The organism is Pectobacterium versatile (assembly GCF_003932035.1).
GTDB lineage: Bacteria > Pseudomonadota > Gammaproteobacteria > Enterobacterales > Enterobacteriaceae > Pectobacterium > Pectobacterium versatile.
The window spans coordinates 3,361,953-3,384,203 of sequence record NZ_CP034276.1; the positions used below are offsets into that span (position 1 = coordinate 3,361,953).

The window sequence follows — 22,251 nt, forward strand, 5'->3', positions numbered from 1 at the left end:
CGATGCTGACTCCGATACCGAAAATCCAGCACTTCTCCCCCGCTAACCGGCAAGCGGTCCGTTGGCTACGTTTGGCTTTCCTGCTGATGGCGCTGTATTACGCGCCGGTTAGCTACGCCGCCTGTACAACGCCACCGAGTTCCACCACGCTGGGGCCTTATGCCTCTTCCGTTGTCGGTGTTAACGGTACTCCCCAGATCGTGACATCGGGCAGTGGATTCCGCTGTACGGGAAGCCTGTTGAGTTTAGCCAGTACCAATACAATTCAAATCACAATACTGGATGACAGTAACCCCAGCGGTACCGCCATGCGGATGCGCAGAGGGACGAGCACAGACTACGTTCCCTATAGTCTGTGTATCGATTCTGGTTGCGGTACGCTTTATGAAATCGGTTCAACCTATACCTGGTCTCGGACGACATTTCTGGGAATCTTAGGTCTGTTCAATTCAGCGGATGGCTCCATACCGATCTATATCCGCACCAGTATTGGCAACAACGTTTCCGCCGGAACCTATACCGATACGGTGACCATCAAATGGGATTATCGACTTTGTTCGCTGGGGGCGTTAGGTCTCTGCGTTTACGAAGAGGGCACCACAACCTCAACCCTCAATATCACCATGAACATCACCAATGATTGCCAGATCACCAGTGCGCCGAATGTCAGTTTTGGTATTGCGGCGTTTCCCGCCGATTTCGCGGCGGTCAACAGTAGCCTCGGCGTTCGCTGTACGCTGCTGGGAGCCTATACCGTCAAGCTGGTCAGCACTCACCCCGATGATGCCAACTGGCGCAGAATGACGGCCACCGTCGGCGGCACGCCTTACTATTTGCAATACCAGCTCTATCGCACCGGGAATATCGCCTGGACCGAGACCAACGATTACAGCGGAACGGGGACGGGGATTACGCAGAGTATCCCGTACACCGCCCGCATTAACGCCAGTCAGGCCAGCAAGCCAGAGGGCGCGTATAAAGATACCGTCACGATTAACGTCACGATCAACTAGCGCTCTGGTCTTCATCGGTTGGCGGATAAAACGTCCGTCGACCTTCCCGCATCGCGAGCAGACGTTCACAGGGTGCGAACCGATCGCCATACTGTTGTTGCAGCACCAGTAGCGTTTTCACGACCGTTTCCACCCCCAGACGATCCATATAGTGGAACGGCCCGCCGAGGAAAGGTGGGAAGCCAATGCCAAATACCGCGCCGATATCACCGTCGCGGGCGCACTGGATCACCCCTTCATCCAGACAACGCGCGGCCTCATTCAACATCATCATCACGGCACGCTGGCTGATGAGCGCGGGATCGATATGGGCCTTTGCCGTAACGTCCAGCAGCGGATAAACCGAGCAGTCTACCTCCCTGCCCGCGTGCCAGAAACGGCGCGTTTTATTGTATCGATAGAACCCTTTTCCATTCTTACGCCCTTTACGCCCATCTTTCAGGATCGCATCAAACGCGGGTGGAGAGGAAAAGCGGTTGCCCAGTTCTTCACTCAGCACCGGCACAATTTTGGTCGCCACATCAATACCGACCTCATCAAGCAGCGCAAGCGGACCGACGGGGAAGCCAAAACGCACCAGCGCATAGTCAATCGATTCGATCGGTTCCCCTTCCAGCAGGCAATAAGCGGCTTCGTTGATATAAGGCGCTAATATGCGGTTCACATAAAAACCGGCGCTGTCGCCTACGACGATCGCGGTTTTTCCCTGCTTTCTCGCCAGAGCCACCGTCGTTGCGACCGTCTCTGCGCTGGTGTGAGCGTGAGGGATAACTTCAACCAGCGGCATTTTGTCCACCGGGCTAAAGTAGTGCAGACCCACAACCTGTTGCGGACGGCGTGCGCCCTCTGCAATCTGGTGGATCGGCAGCGAGGAAGTATTCGATGCAAAGATCGTGTGCGGCGCAGCGTGCTCTTCAATCTCCGCTACCATTTGCCGCTTCAGCGCCAGATCTTCAAAAACGGCCTCAATGACGATATCCGCATGTTCAAAACCGCGATAGTCCGTACTGCCGGAAATCAACGTCATCAACCGCTGGCGCTCCGTCGGCTTCATCCGCTTACTCTGGACGCGTTTGGTCAGCAGTTGCCAGTTGTATTTCAGCGCATGGTTAATGCCCTGTTCATTGATGTCTTTAATGCGCACCGGCACCTGCCCGCGCGTCGCCGTGACGCTGGCGATCCCGCCGCCCATCAGCCCGCCGCCGAGAATACCGACGCGATGGATCGGCTTCGCTTCAGAAGCCGCACCGGCGGTTTTCTTTAATGCATTGGAGGCAAAGAACAGATGGCGCAGCGCAGCCGATTCCGGCGTCATCACCAGTTTGCCAAACGCTCGCGCCTCGTGCCGATACCCTTCCTCACGGCCTTTTTCTATACCCCGACGCACCACCTGAATGATTTTTTCCGTGGCCGGATAGTTGCCGTGTGTTTTCGCACGCGTTTTGCGTTTCACTATTTTGAACAGCACATGGCGAATGCCCGGACTGCTCAGCAGACGCGAACGCCAGCCCAGCGGCACCGCTTTGCGTTTTCCTTTTTTGAGAATCTCGACCGCCGTCTCCAGCAGGATATCGTGCGGGACGGCCTCATCAACCAGCCCCTGTCGTAATGCCTGACTCGCACGGAGGTGGCGACCAGTCAGAATAAGATCCAGCGCGCTATCCAAACCAATTAAGCGTGGCAAACGCTGCGTTCCGCCCGAACCGGGAAGAAGGCCAAGCTGCACTTCGGGTAGCCCCAGCACCGTTTTTTCATCCAGCGAGCAGACGCGATAGTCGCAGGCCAATGCCAGCTCCAGCCCACCGCCCAGACAGGCACCGTGGATCGCGGCCACCACGGGGAACGGCAGCGCGGCAACCTGATCAAACGTTTCCTGCCCTTGTTTCGCCAGGTTTTCTGCCTGTTCGGCGCTGCTGCACTGGTTCAACATGGTGATATCCGCACCGGCGATAAACGAATCAGGCTTGGCGGAAATAAAAATCAGCCCTCTGAGCGTCGCATGCTGCCGCGCCTGCTCGAAGACCGAGAGAATTTGTTCTGCAAATTCGCTCTTTAGCGTGTTCACCTTCTCACCGGGGACATCAATGCAAATAACACCGATGTTGTCCGGCCGAATGGTAAGAGAAAAGGCTGACGGGCTTTCCGTTACAGGCGCTGTTTTTTCCATTGCAGACGATGTTGTTTCCATTACAGACGGTGTTGTCACGGAAAAAGGCTGTTGATCGTTCATGGCGTCACCTCCAGTACCATTGCCGCACCCAGCCCACCAGCCGCGCAGGCGGTGGTTAATCCCAACCCACCGCCGCGACGACGCAGTTCATTCAGCGTTTGGGTAATCATCCTCGCCCCGGTGGCAGCAAAGGGGTGTCCATAGGCAATGGATCCCCCCAACACATTGAACTTGTCGCGATCCACCTCGCCTAGTGCAGCGTTTCTACCCAGTTGATTCCGGGCGAACTCATCGCTGGCAAACAGTTTGAGATTTGCCAACGTTTGGGCGGCAAAGGCTTCGTGCATATCAATGAGCGTCAGATCGCCCAGCGTCACGCCGGCCCTTGCCAACGCCAGCGGGGAGGCGTAAGCCGGCCCCAGCAACATATCACGCTGCACGCCGATGGCGCTGAATGCATAGCTGCGCAGGTAGCCCAGCGGCGTGAGCCCCAGACTTTTGGCCTTAGACTCACTCATCATCAACACCGCCGCCGCACCATCCGTCAGCGGCGTACTGTTCGCCGCCGTGACCGTACCGTGTCGGCGATCGAACGCCGGGCGTAAGCGGGAATATTGATCCAGTGCGGAATCATGGCGCACATTGTTATCTTCGCTCAGCGCCTTGTCATAAGGTGGGACGTAAGCCGTCATGACTTCATCGCGCAGCACGCCGGATTCCCAAGCCTGAGCCGCCAGCTTGTGTGAGCGGTGCGCCAGTTCATCCTGCTCTTCACGCGTGATGCCGTAGGTTTTTGCCATTTGTTCGGCGGTATCGCCCATGCGCAATCCGGTAGAATACTCCGCCACGGCGGGCGCAACCGGTAGCAGGTCTTTCGGGCGCAGGCCGCTTAACAGTTTCAATTTCTGGCTCAGTGTCCGAGCCTTGTTCATATCCACCAGCGTTCTGGCCAACGCTTTGCTGACGCCAATCGGCAGCACGGAAGAGGAATCCGCTCCGCCAGCAATGCCAACTTCCACCGTACCCGCCATAATGCTTTCCGCCACGTTGGCGACCGCCTGAAAGCTGGTAGCGCAGGCGCGCGACACGCTGTAGGCATCGGTATGCACACTCATGCCTGTGCCGAGCACGATCTCTCTGGCAATATTCGGCGCTTCAGGCATTTGCACCACCTGTCCGAACACCAATAGCTCGATCAATTCAGGATCGATCCCAGTGCGAACCAGTAATTCGCTGGTGACGAGCTTTCCTAATTCGATGGCAGGTACACCATGATAGGCCGTTGCCTGCCGGGCAAATGGGGTGCGTAATCCGCTCACGATCGCAATGCGATCGCCACGACGGGTTATCAGAGGTAATACCTCGCTCATAAACGCTCCTGTTAACCGAAAATATTCCCGTTAACCAAAAATAAAGTATGCGTACAACAGGTCAGACCTGATTTCATTGTTAACCAGATAGTTACATTACGCAAAGCTGCGCAACACAAAAGTGTGAAGAGCATGCGGTTGTCAGCCAGCAGGGCACTCGGGATTGCCGCTGAAACGGTGATTTCAGCAGCAACCGTTATCTATTGCTGTCAGGCAGGGGAATGGGTACGGAGAAAATCGGCTTTCACGTTTTCCAGCAGAGAAGGATCGGTCAATAGACGGTAGCCCGAGAGCGCCAGCGCCTGTGCTGCCACCAGCAACGCACGGTCACCCTGTGGGGAAACGGCAGCTTCACGAAACTCAGGCGTATGGCCAATAAGATCGTCAGGACCAATTTTAATGTAGCAATGGCTAACGGGGATGACGTGGCTGGCATTACCGGCATCCGTCGAGCCGAGACCACGACGCGGCTGATCAGAAAGCCCTTCACCCAGCGCCACCAGTTCCTCTCCAACGATAGTGTCCAATGGTCGGTTGATAATCAAATCCTTAACGGGATTCTGGAATCGTTCAACGTTCAGCGTACTACCCGTCGCCAGCGCAGCCCCTTCCGCCACCGCCCGTACTCTTTCACTCACGGCCTGCGCCCGTTGCCAGGTTGAAGCGCGAATATAAAACCGTGCAGCCGCATACTCAGGAATAATATTCGGCGCTTCTCCGCCGTGGGTAATAATGCCATGAATACGCGTATCACCCGGTAACTGCTGTCGTAGCGCGTTGATGCCGGTAAAGAGTTGAATCACCGCATCCAGCGCGTTAATCCCCTCCTCTGGCGAGGCCGACGCGTGGGCCGCTCGACCGGTAAAATGGAAATCCAGCGGATCGACCGCCAGACTAGCGGAAGTCAGCTGTGTTTTACCTGAACCGTGGATCATGAACGCAGCATCAATGCCATCAAACACGCCAGCATCAGCAAAGCTTCCTTTGGCGCTGCCGTTGGCACCGCCCTCTTCTGCCGGTGTGCCAAATACCCATACCTCTCCGCCGGTTTGATCCACAACGTGGGACAGCGCAATGGCCGCCGCCACGCTGCTGGTACCAATCAGGTTATGGCCGCAGGCATGCCCCAACCCCGGCAGCGCATCATATTCGGCCAGATAGCCAATCCGTGGCCCGCTGTTTGCCTGTCCTTTACGCGCGACGAAGCCCGTTTCATGCCCGGCGATATCCCGCGTTACGGTAAAACCAGCGTCACGCAATAGATCGGTAAGGGTTTCAGCAGCAAAATACTCCTGATTGCCCAGCTCCGGCCGGGCATGAATCTGGTGGCTGACCTGTAGATATCGCTGCGCGGCCTGTTCAACATGGGACCGAATGATGCCGCGATGATGGGGGGTTAATTCACTCATTTTGCGCCTCCTGACGTCATCGTTGCGCTAGCTGCCAGCTCAAGCTGGCATGGTTAAGCAACCTGGCTTCAGCAAATTGGATTTAAGCGAAAGGCTCACTGTTTTCTCAAATCGTCTTCCAGCTGTTTGAGCTTGTCCTGCAAATCTTTGGCTGGCAGATCCACCACAACCGCAACGCCTTTCGTATCCTCTTTCACCGCAGCGATCACATCAGGTTGGTGATACAACGCCACAATCCGCTGATAGACCGGGTTGTCTTTGTCCTTTTCACGGGCGGCAAACACGTTCACGTAAGGCAACGCAGACGGTGCGGTAGGATCGTCCTGAAACAGGATTTTATCGGCAGGTAAACCAGCATCGACCGCCACGCCCTGATTGACCACCGAAGCGGCCACATCCGCCAGCACGCGCGGCGTCTGCTGTGCGACTACCGGCAGAATTTTCAGTTTGCGCGGGTTTTCGATAATATCGTCAGGCGTCGCGTGCAAGCCCGCGCCGTCCTTTAACTTCAATAAGCCAGAGGATTGCAGCACATTGAGCGCACGTCCCTGATTGGAAGGATCGTTTGGCAAGGCAATCTGCGCCCCCTGCGGGATATCCGCCAGAGCACGATACTTCTCCGAATACAGCGCCATCGGCACAATTTGTGTCGCGCCGATCGGCACAATCGTCAGTTGGTTGTTCACGTTGAATTGGCTGAGAAAAGCCAGATGTTGAAACGCATTAAGATCGACATCGCCGCTGGCCAACGCTTTATTCGGCAATGCATAATCCGAAAAGCTGATGAGTTTGATGTTGATGTTTTCCGCTTTCGCTTTTTGCGCCAGTACCTTCCAATACGCGTCTTCGCTTCCGGCCACGCCGATTGTCACGTCCACCGGTTTTTGTGCTGCACCCGCTTGCAAGGAGAGCGTCAAAAGCGCCCCCAATACCATCTTTTGCCATTTCATCGTTCGCTCCTTAAATGAATACCGTTTTGAATATCGCGCACCTGACACGCCGCGCTAGCGCCGCATGATGCGACGAGAGAAATAGTTGCCCGCATGCTGTGCCAATTGAACCAACACAATCAGAATGACCACTGTGACCACCATGACGGAGGTGTTAAACCGGTTGTAGCCGTAGGTCATCGCCAGATTCCCCAATCCGCCGCCGCCAACCATTCCGGCAACGGCAGAGAAATCGACCAGCGCCACGGTAATAAATGTCAGCCCCATAATCAGCGGGCCCAGCGCTTCCCGAATCAGCACGCCGGTAATGATTTGCAAAGGCGTGGCTCCCAATGCGCGGGCGGCTTCAATCATGCCGGGATCGACCGACATCAGGTTATTTTCCACCACCCTCGCAATCGCACAGGCGGCAACCAGAATCATGGGGAAAATGGCGGCGGCAATACCGATGGTGGTGCCTACAACCATGCGCGTCATCGGACTGACCGCGACCAGAAAGATGATGAAGGGAACGGGGCGCACGATGTTGATCAGCAGATTCAGCAACACAAACAGCACGCGATTCTCAAACAAGCCACCTGCGCGACTCAGAAACAGCAGCAGGCCCAGACCAATACCCAGCACGCTGGCGAACAACAGCGTCACCAGCACCATTGCCAGCGTTTCACCTGTGGCAACCAGCAGCGTCTGCCAGAATGTCGTCCAATCAACCTTCATCGCTCACCTCCCTGACTTCTACCGTTTGCGCCAGCGTTTCCAGCACGGCAGCAATGCTGTCCGGCGGGCCAATAAATTCCACAATAAGGCTACCGAACAGTGCACCCTGCAACTCGCTGATGTTGCCGTAAATAATGTTGTAATCGATAAGCGGGTGCAGGCGTGCCGTCTGTGACAGCAGCGGCACGCTGGTTGAACCATCATGAAAAATGAGCTGGTATAACGCGCCAGAATGACGTGATTGCAGCGTTTGTAATAACCGGGGAGGAAGACGATCGTTAAAAATAGAACGCACAAAGTTGCGCGTGGTTTTATGCTCGGGGCGAGTGAAGATATCGACCACGCGGCCCTGTTCGATGACGCGGCCTTGCTCCATAACGGCGACACGGTGGCAAATGCGACGGATCACATTCATCTCATGCGTAATCAACAAGATGGTGATGTTATATTGCCGATTGATACTCTCCAGCAGTTGAAGAATATCCTCCGTGGTTTCAGGATCCAGCGCCGAGGTCGCCTCGTCACAAATCAGGATATCCGGTGAACTGACTAGCGCTCTGGCAATGCCAACGCGCTGCTTTTGTCCCCCGGAAAGCTGTTCGGGATAGTGATCCTTCTTATCTTCCAGACCGACAAAGCGCAGCACTTCATCAACACGTTGCTGTATCTGCTGACGATCCATTCGAGCCAAACGCAGCGGCCAGGCAACATTTCCCGCCACCGTTCGCGACTGAAATAAATTGAACGTTTGAAAGACCATGCCGATGCGCCGCCGGAGTTGGCGCAGCGCTTCTGCAGAAAGCGCGGTAATATCCTGCTGGTTAACCGTCACTTTTCCTTCCGTTGGCTGTTCCAGCAAATTAACCAGACGCAACAGCGTGCTTTTCCCCGCCCCGCTGAACCCGATGATGCCGAATATCTCCCCTTTATCGATATCCAGCGTGACATCTTTCACCGCATAAAGCGTTTTACCCTGTGTCGTAAACGATTTACTAACGTGCTCAAAACTGATCAAAACAGGACTCTACTTGATGTAAAAAATAATACTGAAATTAAATAGAATCACAGAGTTATCTACCAGAAACAAAAAATGCTATCCAATTGCGATTGTTAGCTAAAGACGTGGCAGAAGGGGAAAGAAAGGATGAATTTCAGCGCCACACGTTATCGTGTTGGACAACATCAATTCAGCATGCAAGGGAGAAGAGAGAAACAGCAGGGAGAAGCAAAAAAGGTCTGGCAGACTAGGCGATAAGGCCATGCCTGCCAGAGGAATACTTAACGCAGGCCGAGCTGGAAAATCATCGTTTCGGCCTGGCAGCTGAATGTGAAATCAATATCCAGTTTCACGCCGCCGTCTACATCTTCCAGCGTGCTGGTGATTTCGCAAGGGTCAGACTCTACCGCACGCGCTTTTTCCGTCAGCGCGGCCAGTGCCGCTTCCGCCTCAGAACGACCGCCGAAAACATTGCTGTAAGACGCCGTGCAATCCGTGTTATCCATGATTGTGCCGACATCGACACAGCAGCAGGCTGCGGTTTCTTCAGCACTGCATTTGTTGATTACGTTCGTCATGCTACTTTCCTCTTAAAACGCGGGAGATTATGATCCAGTTCAAATATTTTTATCTTCCTTACATTTTACTCCCTCATCCCGAAGCAGTACCAGCACTTCATGCTGACCAGTAATTTTAGTGATATCAATCACATTACGGTGTTATGCGGCCGTAAAATCGAGTCATATCTCTTCACACAAATTAACCAAAACGTTAAGCAGATCTAAATTTCGCATCATTCTGGAAATATTTCGAATACACAAACGCAACATTATTGTATTCCCAACTTATACTTTGGCAACTGGTCTGATTTGTCAGGCTGAGTGCGCCCCCTACAATGCGCGTCCCTTGTTACCTCGTGTAACAACGTTAAATAACAAGCATATAAAGAGGTTTTGGTCATGAACCAGAAAAACCTGTTCAAACAATCCACAATTGCTGTTGCGGTGGCCCTGTTTTCAGCAAATGTGTCCGCAGCTGGTTTCCAGCTAAATGAATACTCATCATCTGGTCTGGGACGCGCGTTTTCTGGTGAAGGTGCCGTAGCCGATAATGCGACCTCAGGTAGCCGTAACCCAGCGACCATGACCATGTTTGACCGCCCGTCATTCTCCGGTGGCGTCACCTATATCAACCCAGATATCGATGTTCAGGGGAAAAACTCCCTGACTGGGCAAGATACCAGCGCCAAAAATATCGCGCCACACGCCTGGGTACCGAACCTGCATTTCATCATGCCGCTGAATGAACAGTGGGCGGTTGGTGCTTCCGCCACCACTAACTATGGTCTGGCAACTAAATTTAATGATAACTATGCAGCAGGTTCTATCGGCGGAGAAACCGACCTGTTGACGTCAAACCTGAACCTGAGCGCCGCGTATCGCCTGAACCAACATTTCAGTTTTGGTTTAGGGGTTAACGCCGTTTATGCCGATGCCAAATTTATTCGGCGCGCTGGTGAACTGGCTAATGTCCCTGCCGGTGTGGGTGGCGCTCAGGGTGCCGTTGCTGGTCCGTCTTCAGAGATGGCTCGTCTGGAAGGCAAAGAATGGGGCTACGGTTGGAATGCCGGCATCCTGTACGAAATCGATGAAAACAACCGCGTCGGCCTGACCTATCGTTCCAAAGTCGATATCGATTTCAATGGCGATTACAGTAACCAACGGTCCGCTGGACCTGGTGCCCTCAATGGCGCAACAGTACCAGGTCAATTAACACTCAATCTGCCAGAAATGTGGGAAGCGTCTGCCTACCACCGTGTAGCGCCGAAATGGGCGGTTCACTACAGCCTGACCTACACCAGTTGGAGCCATTTCCAGGAGCTGAAAGCGACAGGTAACAGTGGTAACACGCTGTTCCAGAAAGAGGAAGGCTTCCGTGATGCCTACCGTATCGCACTCGGTACCACCTACTATTATGACGATAACTGGACGTTCCGTAGCGGTATCGCGTTTGATGACAGCCCAGTACCTGCCGACAAACGTTCGATCTCTATCCCCGATCAGGACCGTTTCTGGTTAAGCGCGGGCACGACCTATGCCTTCAATAAAGATGCGTCTGTTGATGTTGGCGTGTCTTATATGCATGGTAAGCAAGTTGATATCAGCGAACCTATCTCTGATAGAGCAGGTTCTCCAAGTTACAACTTCAGCTCTAAAGGTAAAGCCTGGCTGTACGGTGTGAACTTTAACTACGCGTTCTAATGACATCAGCCATAACGTGACAAAGCAGGTAAGGCAACTTACCTGCTTTTTTATTGCCTTAATGTAACAAGACATTTGTCTCTTTCTTACTCGCGTAGTGATTAGCGAGTGATGAACACCACACGCAAATCGTCATGCTGGATCAATCGTTCAACAGACGACCGCCGTCCACAACAATCTCACTGCCGATGGTCCATCGGGACTCATCTGAAGCCAGGTACAACACCGCCTTAGCCACCTCCTCCGCCGTGCCGAAACGGCCTGAAGGAATGCTTTTGACGATCTCCTCATTGACTTGTTTGCGATAGCTATCGGGAATGCCAAGTTTGTCATACAGCGGAGTATCGATTGGCCCAGGGCTAACCGCGTTAATGCGAATACCGCGTGCCATCAGTTCGCTCGATAGCGTCTTTGACAAGCTAAGGAAAGCCGCTTTGGTCGCAGAATAAACCGAGGAACGAGCCGATCCTACGTGCGCATTAATCGACGTATTGAGCACGACCGAAGCAGGGTTGGCGAACACGGGCAGCAGCGACTGGATCAGGAAGTACGGCCCCTTGACGTTGATGTCGAAGGAGCGATCAAACATGTCCTCCGTCCATTCCTCAATCGGTTGCCAAACGGAAACACCAGCGTTGAGAAAGACGACATCAACCTTTCCGTAATGGGCTTCCACGGCCTGTGCCAGTTCCTTTTGTGCACTCACGCTGGCCGAATCGGCGCGCAGCACCAACACCTCACGACCAAGCTCGTTTTTTGCCGCTGCAATAGAGTCGGGATTCACCCCGGTAACGATGACACGAGCCCCTTCGGCAAGAAACTGCTTTGCGGTTTCCAGCCCAATACCGGTGGTGCCGCCAGTGATAAGGGTACGTTTATTGTGTAAGCGAGACATAAGGAACTCCTGATAATCATAGCGGGATGCAGCAATGTGCTGCCTGAGACAGCGCTAATCATACGTATATGTAGAAACAATGATAAGATTCTGCTTTTGCATATATTTCATTCCAAATTCGCATGAATCTAGGAGTCTTCACGTGGATCGCTTTCTGCTCATGACCTGCTTTAAACGGACTGTCGAAACCGGCAGTTTCTCTGCGGCAGCACGCGACCTGAATATGGGACAACCCAACGTCAGTCGATACGTTGCCGCCTTAGAAGAGCATCTGGGCGCAAGATTACTTCAGCGGACGACGCGCCAACTTGTACTGACGCCCGAAGGTGAGCGGTACTATGCGGATGTAAGCCGAATTCTCGATGCGGTTGCAGAATCCGAATCGTCCTTGAGCAATGAAGCTGAACCCACGGGACTCCTGCGAGTGGCCTGCCCAACGGCAATGGCTCATGCCTTCCTTATGCCACACATACCCGCTTTTCTGGCCCGCTACCCCGGCTTATCGCTGGATTTGCAGCTTAGCGATCGTTTCGTGGATCTGGTGGAAGAAGGGACAGAGTTGGCGATCCGAATAGGTCATCCTAACGACAGTGCACTACGCGCACGCCGGATTGGTCTTTTTACACGTGTGTATGTAGCCTCTGTAGACTATCTGAACCGCCGCGGCACACCGCAAACGCCGGAAGATCTGCGCGATCATGACTGTATTCTGTACTCGCTGTTAAACACGGGTAATACATGGCATTTTCGAGATACCGAAATCAACGTTTCAGGGCGATTCCGAGTCAATTCACCCCAGGCCGTACAGGAAGCCGTCATCGCCGGTCTTGGTATCGCCAGCGGACCAAAGTGGTTATACGAGGATGGATTAAAGAGCGGCAAACTGCGTCAGGTGCTGTGCGATGACGAAGCGCCGCCAGTACCAATCCAGTTTCTCTATGTCGCCAATCGCCTGCTACCGAAGCGAGCCATTGTATTCATGGACTTCATTGCAGAAGCGTTTTCCAGGATCCCTGGGCTCAACACCGGCTATCACTACCGCTAGTTCGCATTAGGCTTGAAGGCACAAAAAAGGCCGCTTTCGCGGCCTTACATCGTGACTTCCAGCTAACCCCGATTACTCAGGCTTAACTTCAATATAGTCCAGGTCCAGCGTGCTGCTGGTATAGCTGCGGATTTTATTGGTCATTTCAATATTACCGTCCAGCTTCTGACCATAAGATGGAATGATCTCTTTCAGCTTGCCCTGCCATTCTGGCGTCGCAACTTTATCTTTAAACACTTTTTCCAGCAGGCTCAGCATAATCGGCGCGGCGGTAGATGCGCCCGGAGAGGCACCCAGCAGCGCGGCAATCGAACCATCTTGTGAACTGACAATCTCCGTACCCAGCTTCAGCACGCCGCCTTTGTCATCATCTTTCTTGATAACCTGAACGCGCTGGCCAGCAATCGTCAGTCTCCAGTCTTCTTTCTTCGCGTTCGGGAAGTATTCCTGCAACGAAGCGAAACGATCGTCGTCATCCATCATGACCTGACCAACCAGATACTTCACCAGATCGAAGTTATCCAGACCGACGTGCGTCATCGGCATCACGTTGGAGAAAGTCACGGAACCGATCAGATCCCACAGCGAACCATTTTTCAGGAACTTGCTGGAGAAAGTGGCAAACGGCCCGAACAGCAGGACTGGCTTACCGTCAAAAATACGGGTATCCAGATGAGGAACAGACATCGGAGGCGCACCGACGGAAGCTTTACCGTAAACCTTTGCCATGTGGCGCTTCACGATTTCCGGGTTTTCTGTCACCAGGAATTCACCACCAACTGGGAAGCCACCGTACAGGTCGGCCTCAGGAATGCCGGATTTCTGCAACAGCTGCAGCGCCGCCCCACCCGCACCGATAAAGACAAATTTCGCCTTAATCACGCTTTCTTTCTCGCCGTTCTTCAGATCGGCGTAAGTCACGCTCCAGGTGTTATCCGCATTACGTTTGATATCACGCACTTCTGAATTCAGGTGCAGCGCAAAGTTGGGCTTGGTTTTCATCGCGCCAACCAGCTGGCGCGTGATTTCACCGTAGTTCACGTCGGTACCGATAGGCATACGGGTCGCCGCAATCTTCTGAGCCGGATCGCGACCTTCCATCACCAACGGTGCCCACTCTTTGATCGTATTGGGATCGTCAGAGAACTCCATGCCACGGTACAGTGTGCTGTGCTGCATCGCATCATAACGATGCTTCAGGAAGGCTGTGTTCTCGTCACCCCAGACAAAGCTGATGTGCGGCACACTGTTAATGAAGGAGTGCGGATTATTCAGCACGCCGTTTTTTACCTGATAGGACCAAAACTGGCGTGAGACTTCAAAGGCTTCGGTAATTTCCAGCGCTTTGCTGATATTGATTGGGCCGTCGGGATTATCCGGCGTGTAGTTGAGTTCCATGAAAGCAGAGTGGCCCGTACCGGCATTATTCCAGCCGTTAGAACTCTCTTCCGCCACGTTATCCATCCGCTCAACCATATCGATAGACCAGTCTGGTTGCAGCTCCTGTAAATACACGCCGAGCGTAGAGCTCATAATGCCCCCGCCGATCAGTACTACATCCGTTGTCTTCTCTGTCGTTTTAGCATCTTCAGCCATCACCAGTGGGGCGCTAACCACCACGCTGAGGCAGAAGAACATAGCAAGTAGTTTTTTCATGCTTATATCTCTATTTTTATAAGTGCAGGTAAATAGAATTCCAGGCATTCATTAACACACGACCACGCCATCATCCGTAAAAGGCATCATTCTTATGACCTTTTTGTTAATAACCTTGCTAACAAAAAAATCAGCGTGCAGACACATTTCAACCATGATGGACATCGGTACGGGTTAACGACGTAGCATTATTGTTATCTGGAGGGAGGAAATAAATTTTAGTAAGTAAATAAATGGACAACAATGCCATAACTTTTAAGAAACAAACCACAGAATCATCATGGTAAAAGTAAGTTTAGCAGTGTTTTATAAAAGCAAAAGGCACCCGAAGGTGCCTGTGAAATGAGCGATGTGACGCAACACTATTTCGCTGAATCGATCTCGTCGAGCGAGTCTTCAATCGCTGCCGCATTCGGGTTCTTCTGCGGGGTGAGTTTTCCATCACTGGCAAGGAAATCATGCCGCTGGAAGTAGGCTTCACGCACCATCAGGTAAGGATCGGAAGAGTTACTCAGCAGCGCGTCGGAATCCAACAGTTGTGCTCGCGTTTCTATCCCTTCGATAGCCCATTTACCCGCGGACATCCAGAACGTCAGATAGCTCAGCATCGGATACAACGTATCCACTACGCCACCGCCGTCTTCACGAGGTGTCACGCTACCGTAGCCAGGTACCACGACATAAGGCCCGTAGCCCACGTCATAATGGCCTAATGTGCTACCAAAGCGGCGAGACTCTTCTTTCGCCAGTTTAGGGTTCGCCATTGAGGCCACGTCAATCAGGCCGCCCATCCCGAGCAAGGTATTCAGGAAGAAGCGGTTAAAGTGAATCATCGCTTTATACGGCTTACCTTCAACGAAGTAGTTCACCATCGTTGCAGGTTCTTCCAGGTTGCTGAAGAAGTTCCCCAGTCCGTTACGCGCGGGCGTCGGCACATAATCGCGCCAGGCCACAGCCGCAGGACGCACCAGATAAGGATCCAGAACGTCATAGTTAAAGCTGAACATGGTACGGTTAAAGCCTTCAAGCGGATCAGAACGTCCTTCTTGAGCTCGATCCCCGGAACTGGCGCAGCCGATCAGTAACACGCTGGCAAACACCACCCCACTCAGGCGGTAATTCATATCTGTTCTCCCTGATTTATAGTGTGCTATACCCGCGACCGAAAATGGGTATTCCCAGTATCAGCTCCAGCCTCGCAGGCTGAGCGACAAGGACGGGATATCGGCCAACAGTGTAACATTTTATCGCTCCATCGCTACGTTGGCTTACGCATTACTGCATTTTCAGAGGTTTGCCATTTTCTTATGGGGACAACACGCGGCATCGTTGCGACACGCGCTCCAGCGTGGGCGACAGTACGGTATTCCCTTGTTCCCCTCACAGCATAGCACCGCCAGCCTAAACCAGTGAGTCGCGCCGCGCCATCCCATGTTGTAAAAACTAACTACGCTTATCATCGGGGCTATCGGTGATAGCGCCTCAGCGTCAGTACCGTTAGCCAGACACCAACCGGCCCACTCGTCGAGAGAATCACTATGAATCCACCTTCAGAATCCAGACAAATCCGGCAAGAGAAAGAAAGGGACGTGGCGGTAGAGAGTGAGGAAAGCACGCAGGGAAAAGCGATCGATGTAGACGAAGATCACTTGCCTTCCCCCGCTGCTGCGATCCATGAAGAGATTCGTCAGGAAGGGCAAAAGGAGCTGGAACGCGATGCAATGGCCTTACTGTGGTCGGCGATTGCGGCAGGGATCTCCATGGGAACCTCATTCATGGCGGTCGGTATGCTCCACATCCCTCTCGCTGGCGTACCCGGCGGCTTTCTGCTGGAGTGCTTCGGTTACACCATCGGCTTTGTGATTGTCATCATGGCGCGCCAGCAGCTGTTCACCGAAAACACGGTCACAGCTGTGCTTCCTATCATGCATAAGCCCACGCGCAGCAATTTCTATCTACTCGGTCGGTTATGGTTTGTCGTGCTGGCTGGCAACCTGATCGGCACAGCCTTGGCCGCCCTCGCCTTTACCTACATGCCCGTTTTTGATGGCGAAACGCGGGAGGCCTTGGTCGACATCGCCATGAAAGTCATGAAACACTCACCAACGGAGATGTTCGCCAATGCCGTCGTCTCTGGCTGGATTATTGCTACTATGGTTTGGATGCTGCCGCGCGCCCACTCCGCCAAGCTGTGGATTATCATCATCATGACCTGGATGATTGCTTTCAGTAACCTCACCCACATCGTGGCCGGTGCCTCAGAGATTTTCTATCTGGTTTTCATTGGTCACATTCCCTGGCAGGCCTTCATCTGGCCGTTTGCTCTGCCCACGCTGGCGGGGAATATCATCGGCGGCACCTTTATTTTCGCACTCATCAGCCATGCTCAAATCCGCAATGACATGAGCAGTTCATCTCACGGAAAACGCCAAAAGGTGCAAGGGAATAAGGGAGAAGAACCTCGGCAGAAACGCTGATTGCCGACACTTTGAGCAAACGCGCCGTTAAGTGCTTATTCTCAGAGCAAAAATGCGTATAATAGCTGGGCTTCACGTCTCCATAGTTAAATGGATATAACGAGCCCCTCCTAAGGGCTAGTTGCAGGTTCGATTCCTGCTGGGGACACCATTCATACCTCTCGAAGCGCTTAGAAAATCCATTTTTTCCTTATAAAATCATAAAATTAAGTCATTCACACCGTTAGCTACAAACGACGATGTCGTACTAACATCTGCGTGTCGAGGTTTATATGGAATGGCGCAATATCACGCTGCGTTTGGCTACGCCGCAAGACGAAGCGTTCCTGTTTAAGCTTCGTCGCGCAACGATGGATGAACATCTTCACAGGGCTGGCGTTATTGCTGATGATTCGGCGCACTGGCAGCGAGTCAAATATCATTATCACGATGCCTATATTGTGCTGATGGGATCTGAACGTATTGGGTTATTCAAACGACACAAAGGTGCCAACGAGTGGACCATTATACAAATTCAGATTTTGCCAGCCTATCAAGGACAAGGCATCGCGGCGTGGCTATTAAACACATTTTTACAGCAGGCAGACGAAGCCAACGTCCCCGTGACGCTAAGTGTTTTGAACGGCAATAGAGCAATAATGCTCTACCAACGCGTAGGTTTTAAGGTCGTTGATAGTGCTGATGGTGCAGTAAAGATGAAACGCAACAGACAAGATCGTCTGTAGAACATCAACAACAATGTAAATGACAAAGAATATATACGCACAACCATGAATAACCTTATAATATCAAAAGATTTTATTCATTATTTGTAAGGAATGCATGTTTATTATGAAACGGAGTTATATAACAAGTGTCATTTTGTCTTTTCTTTTTCTCCCTCTATCAAACGGGGCATGTGCGCAAGATTTTCCCGCCTTTGTTACGGATTTCACCAATGTGTTGCAAAAAAGTAAATTATCACAAAAAGACTATAACCAATTTATTGAACTCACTAATTCCTATTTTATTCCCGCTAGCTATGGTGTAAATATAGCGAAAAAAGATAAAATAAGTTATAAAAACAACGAAATAATGCCAAAACTGGAATCTGACGCCAGCTTTATCTTCAATGGCTCAAATGGAAAAGTGGCTTTTATTTCATTTCTGCAAGAAATAAAAAACCTACCGTCGTCAGAAAAGTATTTTGAAAAATCCTACACGGATGCAGGATCGGTCTTCGTCATGAATTACTATACGCTGTCATCAGGCATCATTAATATCCAGATGGACATCGTGTCTCCTCCTGGCCTCAAAGAAATTGTCATCAATATACTTAACGAAAGGGAATCTGAACTTAGACAAGAAGCAGGCGAAGGAGCTTATATTTACCAATTCAAAAAAATAAATGAGACCTATAAGATGGTCAGTGTCAACGCCTATTCATCTTCAGATAAACGACTCTGCATGTCCTGCTAACGTGATTTCAATGGAATTGAAAATGATAAAAATCATAATAAAATCTCTATTATTGATAATAATTTCATCACACTATGTTAATGCAAATAATCTTGTGTGTCGTAGTCCTCTTGTCATTCAGTCGTTAATCAAAGAAGATCAAGATAAAGCACAGCCCATCAGCGACCGTGTATCTTTAGAGACAATTAAAAAAATTGAATTTGAATATGACATCATTATCACAAAACTTAAAACAAAAAATAACCTAAGTTGCTTTGGTAAAGCAAAAATAAAAATCCCATCCGATGTGTTAAATTTTTTAAAATACTATCCTATTCTGGAAAGTGGAGATCCTAAAGCAAAAAAAATTTACCGTTCCAATCTTTACCTACACAAAAAAGGCGATGAATACATCGCATTAGACCGTGTTTATTATAATGTTCATATTGCTGATAATCAGCAAGAAACCAATATTATGTATCCACACGATGAGTCAGTCTCACGCACACTTTATGGCCTGGCCTGGTTACAAGAAAATGCGGCAAGGCTGGAAGAACAATCACCACGTTTTAAATATATTAAAGCCATTGTCGAATTCAGAGAGGCTGATAGTGCGCTAAATGCTTACTGGAGTAGCCTCCCCGATTATATTAAAGGGCAACTAAAAGAGGATGCACGGCAGTGGATAAAAAACAAAAATAAAAAATGCGGTGCAATAGAAACTATCGCGAATAACAACCGCTCACTGGAAGATAAAGCAACAATTTATACCTGCCAACAGCAGATGACGAGAGAAAGGCTGATGCAGCTTGGATTGACTGAAAACAAGGATAAAAAATGAAACAGCTCCTCTATGTCATGATTGGAATTATCCTTACTTGCACATCAGCGTATGCGAAGGAAGACTTTCAATGCAGCGATCCCAAAGCGGTTGAAGTCGTTAAAAAAACGTTTGCCGACCGTGCAAAATCCATGTTCTATAAATCCCCTTCTCAATCTGTTGATACTGTGAGCGTGATATATTCTAAATTATCAACTCAGCCACGCTGGGGAAAATCATTCTCGTGCAGTCTGCGGATTGAAATTCCCGTAAGCCAGGAGATCATCGACATCATTCTTAATGAAGACGATCTTCTGTACACAAAAGATGAAATGGATAAAATTAGCAATAACATTTTTACTAAAACAGGTGAAGGCAAAGATAATAGACTTAACGATAACAATATCGTCATCCCATATTTTCCCTACGACCTCAGCGTTCTTGATAACGGCAAAGAAATAAAAGTAGAGAAAAAAACCTATGACGCTCTATCCAGCGCGATTTATGCTGTAGCCTGGCTGAGTGAAAACGCCGAAAAAATCACAAAAACTGCACAAGAGAAAACGCTTGAAAATGAAAAGGAACAATATCTTCTCTTTTTCACCGACGTATATGGCATAGTGGAAGACGCACCTAAAGACATAAAGAGTAAATTCCACGCCTCTCAAGAAACATGGGTTAAAGAAAGAAATAAAAAATGCGGCAATGTCGAATTATTCGAGGCGAATAATCTTTCAATTAAAGAGCAGATTCATGCTTATCGCTGCCATAATGCAACGATGAGTGAACAAATATCCAGTTTAGATCACAACGAGGGGTGATAGTCACACCGATATTGCTTCAGGCTATTGCCTAATATTTTAGCAATGGCCTGAATATAAGCCTCTCGTTCAGTTTACCCGACTTGGCCCAGCCAAATCGTCAGTGAATCAGCTATCACCTGGCTGTACAGGGCGCTCAAGATAGGTAGACAGCACAATGTGCGAACGTGTTGAGCTCACGCTCGGCACCGCGTAAAGCTGAAACAGGCACTTTTCCAGCAACTACGCATCTTCTGTGCAGATCCTGAGGATACCTATTTGGCCGTCTTTATCGGAAATACGCTTTTGGGCGCACTCTACCCACATAGGGTTATACAACCGTGCTATACGCAGCGGTAAGTTTCGTGGTGATTTCCATTCTGTTCACAGTACAAATTCGGACAACCAGCAAGCGCTGAATGGCATGAATACATTTCCCTCTCTTATCCAGCAGGATTTTTTGTAGCGGCGCACTGAATGTGTGCCGCCTGACAAGATCGGAGCGGCCCCATCACGACTTCCCGCGATACCAATATCACGTGAATTGACACTCAACCGCCCATTTTGATAAGCATGCTATTCGCTCCACGCTCAATATCCGAATCGACACTGGGAAATGTCTCAATGGTATACCAATGCTATGAGCACCCAGAAGAACAGCGAAAATGCGGTCATAGTTTATTTGAGAAACGTACATCGAGTAATGCCAAGCAGTAACTGCATGATAGAATAGCCAAACTAGCACCTAGGGTTGTTCCAAAAGCCGACACCTCATCGGTTGGTGCCAGTTAAAAAATAGAGGGGAAAGGTAATGGGGAACACCTTTGTCAAAGTTGAACAATTTACGGAAATGGCTCAGTCTCGACGAGTCAGCGAAATACCTCGAAAGAAAAATTAATGAGCAAGTGGCCATAACAGATATTTTACGATTTGCTCTGGATGGGCATCTGATTTTATCAGTAAACCTACAGTCACCCAAGATCGCCAAAAAGGTTGAAATCAAAAGAGTAAAAATGGCTGAAACAGCGACGAATGTGGAAGTGTATGTGCGTGAAAATTGGGGAGTGTATATCGGTGAATCCTTCTCCCCAGATCGTGAAATAGACTTTGCTATCGCAACAAGCAATGAGATAACAAGCCTGAGTGGGGTCCAAGACACGCCACTGTTAGGTATTGAACGCTTATTTGCTGAAGAACAATACTGTAAGAGCCTTGGGCTCCCCAAGCCATCAAGAAAGCAAGATATCATTCGAGGTGTAACCATCTCTGCTGGCCCATCGGGTCTTTACCAACTCCAGCATTTTATCGACGTTGAGGATGAGATCGAGGAGCTTTACCGAGCCGCAGAAGCCGCCGGAGATGCCAATCATCCCGCTTTCAATAGCATTATCGAAATATTCCAAAATCTCAGCACGATTACCATGTGGGATGCCGATGCCCACATGAGATACATACCTGCGCCATCTGTGCCAGATGATGTCTATTTTGTTGCCAGAACAGCCAACTTGGATAAATTAGTTGAGGTGCTCAATGCAACTCCAGTGACAAACACACCAAAACAATCAAAGAAAACTGAGAATGCTCAAGCCAAGTTTATTAAAAATCTCCTCACTGTGATGTATGGCGCAGATGTCGCTGAACATCCAAGAAAACATATCGATGGAAAGATGGCACAAATTAGAACCGATTTGGAGGCAAAAAGCCTTTACTGTCCTAGCGGAGTCACCATCGAAAACTGGCTGTCAGACATAGAATAAATCGTAATATTGCACTTTCTCTTTGTAAGATTACCCCACCAGCGACTCAGCATTGACACAATTCTCCTGTAGACCACAACCCCCTACAGGAGAGAGTAAATGACTCACCCCTCTATACCTCGTTCCCCTCAACTAACTACCCCTATCGAGAGCGTCAGCGATATCCATGCTGAAGTCCGTGAATCGCAGGAACAGGAGACAGACAAGTGAAGGAAGGGATCGACGTAAAGCTGACCATGCTCCGTGGAATTATTGACCTAATGACCAGTTGCGACGATTCAACTGAACTTGACACCCTCCGCAATGTTGCCTTAACGGCACTTGTGATCGTGGATGACATCAGTGATGAATATTGCCGTGAACAGCTCGACGAGAAGCGTACAAAAGCGAATAACGTCACAGTATAAATATGCCCATACTTCCGGAATAAAAGTGCGCACCTTATACTTCCCTGAACGAGCTATACACGCCACGTTC

The 22,251-nt window shown here is 50.5% G+C and carries 20 protein-coding genes and 1 tRNA gene; 11 read left to right on the forward strand and 10 right to left on the reverse strand.

Annotated features, from left to right (window positions below):
• Positions 1-2: 2 nt before the first annotated feature.
• Complete coding sequence (locus EIP93_RS15250) at positions 3-1,013, forward strand: Csu type fimbrial protein (protein ID WP_116586664.1); 1,011 nt, start codon at positions 3-5, stop codon at positions 1,011-1,013.
• On the opposite strand, the gene fadJ is transcribed toward EIP93_RS15250, so the two are convergent.
• From fadJ to EIP93_RS15285, 7 genes are all read right to left on the reverse strand, one after another.
• Entirely contained in the window at positions 1,006-3,243 is a 2,238-nt protein-coding gene (fadJ, locus tag EIP93_RS15255; protein ID WP_125232931.1) for a fatty acid oxidation complex subunit alpha FadJ, read from the reverse strand. The two genes, EIP93_RS15250 and fadJ, sit on opposite strands and share 8 nt — an antisense overlap.
• Positions 3,240-4,553 carry an acetyl-CoA C-acyltransferase FadI gene (gene fadI / locus EIP93_RS15260; protein ID WP_103940986.1) on the reverse strand — a complete coding sequence of 438 codons (1,314 nt, stop codon included), beginning with the start codon at positions 4,551-4,553 and terminating at the stop codon, positions 3,240-3,242. The genes fadJ and fadI overlap by 4 nt, the downstream gene beginning before the upstream one ends.
• Positions 4,554-4,762: 209 nt before the next feature.
• Positions 4,763-5,962, reverse strand: a complete 1,200-nt coding sequence (locus tag EIP93_RS15265; protein WP_116361985.1) for a M20 family metallopeptidase — start codon at positions 5,960-5,962, stop codon at positions 4,763-4,765.
• Positions 5,963-6,057: 95 nt separating this feature from the next.
• Positions 6,058-6,912, reverse strand: a complete 855-nt coding sequence (locus tag EIP93_RS15270) for a MetQ/NlpA family ABC transporter substrate-binding protein (RefSeq protein ID WP_039491483.1) — start codon at positions 6,910-6,912, stop codon at positions 6,058-6,060.
• 54 nt (positions 6,913-6,966) lie between these two features.
• Positions 6,967-7,629: a methionine ABC transporter permease gene (locus EIP93_RS15275; protein ID WP_039491480.1), complete on the reverse strand. Its 663-nt coding sequence runs from the start codon at positions 7,627-7,629 to the stop codon at positions 6,967-6,969.
• The gene (locus tag EIP93_RS15280) at positions 7,619-8,644 is read right to left on the reverse strand and encodes a methionine ABC transporter ATP-binding protein (protein ID WP_125232932.1); all 1,026 of its coding nucleotides are present in this window, start codon (positions 8,642-8,644) and stop codon (positions 7,619-7,621) included. The genes EIP93_RS15275 and EIP93_RS15280 overlap by 11 nt, the downstream gene beginning before the upstream one ends.
• 263 nt (positions 8,645-8,907) lie before the next feature.
• Positions 8,908-9,204, reverse strand: a complete 297-nt coding sequence (locus EIP93_RS15285) for a YfcZ/YiiS family protein (protein WP_010298581.1) — start codon at positions 9,202-9,204, stop codon at positions 8,908-8,910.
• A gap of 381 nt (positions 9,205-9,585) precedes the next feature.
• On the opposite strand from EIP93_RS15285, the gene fadL reads away from it, so the two are divergent.
• Positions 9,586-10,887 (forward strand): long-chain fatty acid transporter FadL, encoded by a 1,302-nt coding sequence (fadL, locus tag EIP93_RS15290; protein WP_040031441.1) that lies wholly within the window; start codon positions 9,586-9,588, stop codon positions 10,885-10,887.
• A 142-nt stretch (positions 10,888-11,029) separates the two neighbouring features.
• Here the strand turns inward: fadL and EIP93_RS15295 are convergent, their stop codons facing one another.
• Positions 11,030-11,782 carry an SDR family oxidoreductase gene (locus tag EIP93_RS15295; RefSeq protein WP_040031442.1) on the reverse strand — a complete coding sequence of 251 codons (753 nt, stop codon included), beginning with the start codon at positions 11,780-11,782 and terminating at the stop codon, positions 11,030-11,032.
• A 142-nt stretch (positions 11,783-11,924) separates the two neighbouring features.
• Between EIP93_RS15295 and EIP93_RS15300 the strand changes: the two genes are divergently transcribed.
• Positions 11,925-12,827: a LysR family transcriptional regulator gene (locus EIP93_RS15300; RefSeq protein WP_103862190.1), complete on the forward strand. Its 903-nt coding sequence runs from the start codon at positions 11,925-11,927 to the stop codon at positions 12,825-12,827.
• Positions 12,828-12,899: 72 nt separating this feature from the next.
• Here the strand turns inward: EIP93_RS15300 and mqo are convergent, their stop codons facing one another.
• Both mqo and mlaA read right to left on the reverse strand, forming a co-directional pair.
• Positions 12,900-14,483 (reverse strand): malate dehydrogenase (quinone), encoded by a 1,584-nt coding sequence (gene mqo / locus EIP93_RS15305; RefSeq protein WP_103940982.1) that lies wholly within the window; start codon positions 14,481-14,483, stop codon positions 12,900-12,902.
• Between the two features lie 362 nt (positions 14,484-14,845).
• Positions 14,846-15,607, reverse strand: a complete 762-nt coding sequence (mlaA, locus tag EIP93_RS15310; RefSeq protein ID WP_039545316.1) for a phospholipid-binding lipoprotein MlaA — start codon at positions 15,605-15,607, stop codon at positions 14,846-14,848.
• A 414-nt stretch (positions 15,608-16,021) separates the two neighbouring features.
• Here mlaA and EIP93_RS15315 point away from each other — a divergent pair, with 414 nt between their 5' ends.
• From EIP93_RS15315 to EIP93_RS15360, 8 genes are all read left to right on the forward strand, one after another.
• Positions 16,022-16,960, forward strand: coding sequence for a formate/nitrite transporter family protein (locus tag EIP93_RS15315; RefSeq protein WP_107333180.1), 939 nt, complete (start codon positions 16,022-16,024; stop codon positions 16,958-16,960).
• A gap of 76 nt (positions 16,961-17,036) precedes the next feature.
• A tRNA-Arg gene (locus EIP93_RS15320) sits at positions 17,037-17,111 on the forward strand.
• Between the two features lie 121 nt (positions 17,112-17,232).
• Complete coding sequence (locus EIP93_RS15325; RefSeq protein WP_103862217.1) at positions 17,233-17,685, forward strand: GNAT family N-acetyltransferase; 453 nt, start codon at positions 17,233-17,235, stop codon at positions 17,683-17,685.
• 106 nt (positions 17,686-17,791) lie between these two features.
• Positions 17,792-18,418, forward strand: coding sequence for a hypothetical protein (locus tag EIP93_RS15330; protein ID WP_109224886.1), 627 nt, complete (start codon positions 17,792-17,794; stop codon positions 18,416-18,418).
• Positions 18,419-18,440: 22 nt separating this feature from the next.
• Positions 18,441-19,238, forward strand: coding sequence for a lysozyme inhibitor LprI family protein (locus tag EIP93_RS15335; protein ID WP_103940974.1), 798 nt, complete (start codon positions 18,441-18,443; stop codon positions 19,236-19,238).
• The gene (locus EIP93_RS15340) at positions 19,235-20,038 is read left to right on the forward strand and encodes a hypothetical protein (RefSeq protein ID WP_109224818.1); all 804 of its coding nucleotides are present in this window, start codon (positions 19,235-19,237) and stop codon (positions 20,036-20,038) included. The genes EIP93_RS15335 and EIP93_RS15340 overlap by 4 nt, the downstream gene beginning before the upstream one ends.
• An 803-nt stretch (positions 20,039-20,841) precedes the next feature.
• Positions 20,842-21,774, forward strand: coding sequence for a hypothetical protein (locus tag EIP93_RS15355; RefSeq protein WP_103862220.1), 933 nt, complete (start codon positions 20,842-20,844; stop codon positions 21,772-21,774).
• A gap of 206 nt (positions 21,775-21,980) precedes the next feature.
• On the forward strand, positions 21,981-22,181 hold the full coding sequence (locus EIP93_RS15360; protein ID WP_119158417.1) for a hypothetical protein: 201 nt from the start codon (positions 21,981-21,983) through the stop codon (positions 22,179-22,181).
• The last annotated feature ends 70 nt before the right edge of the window (positions 22,182-22,251 follow it).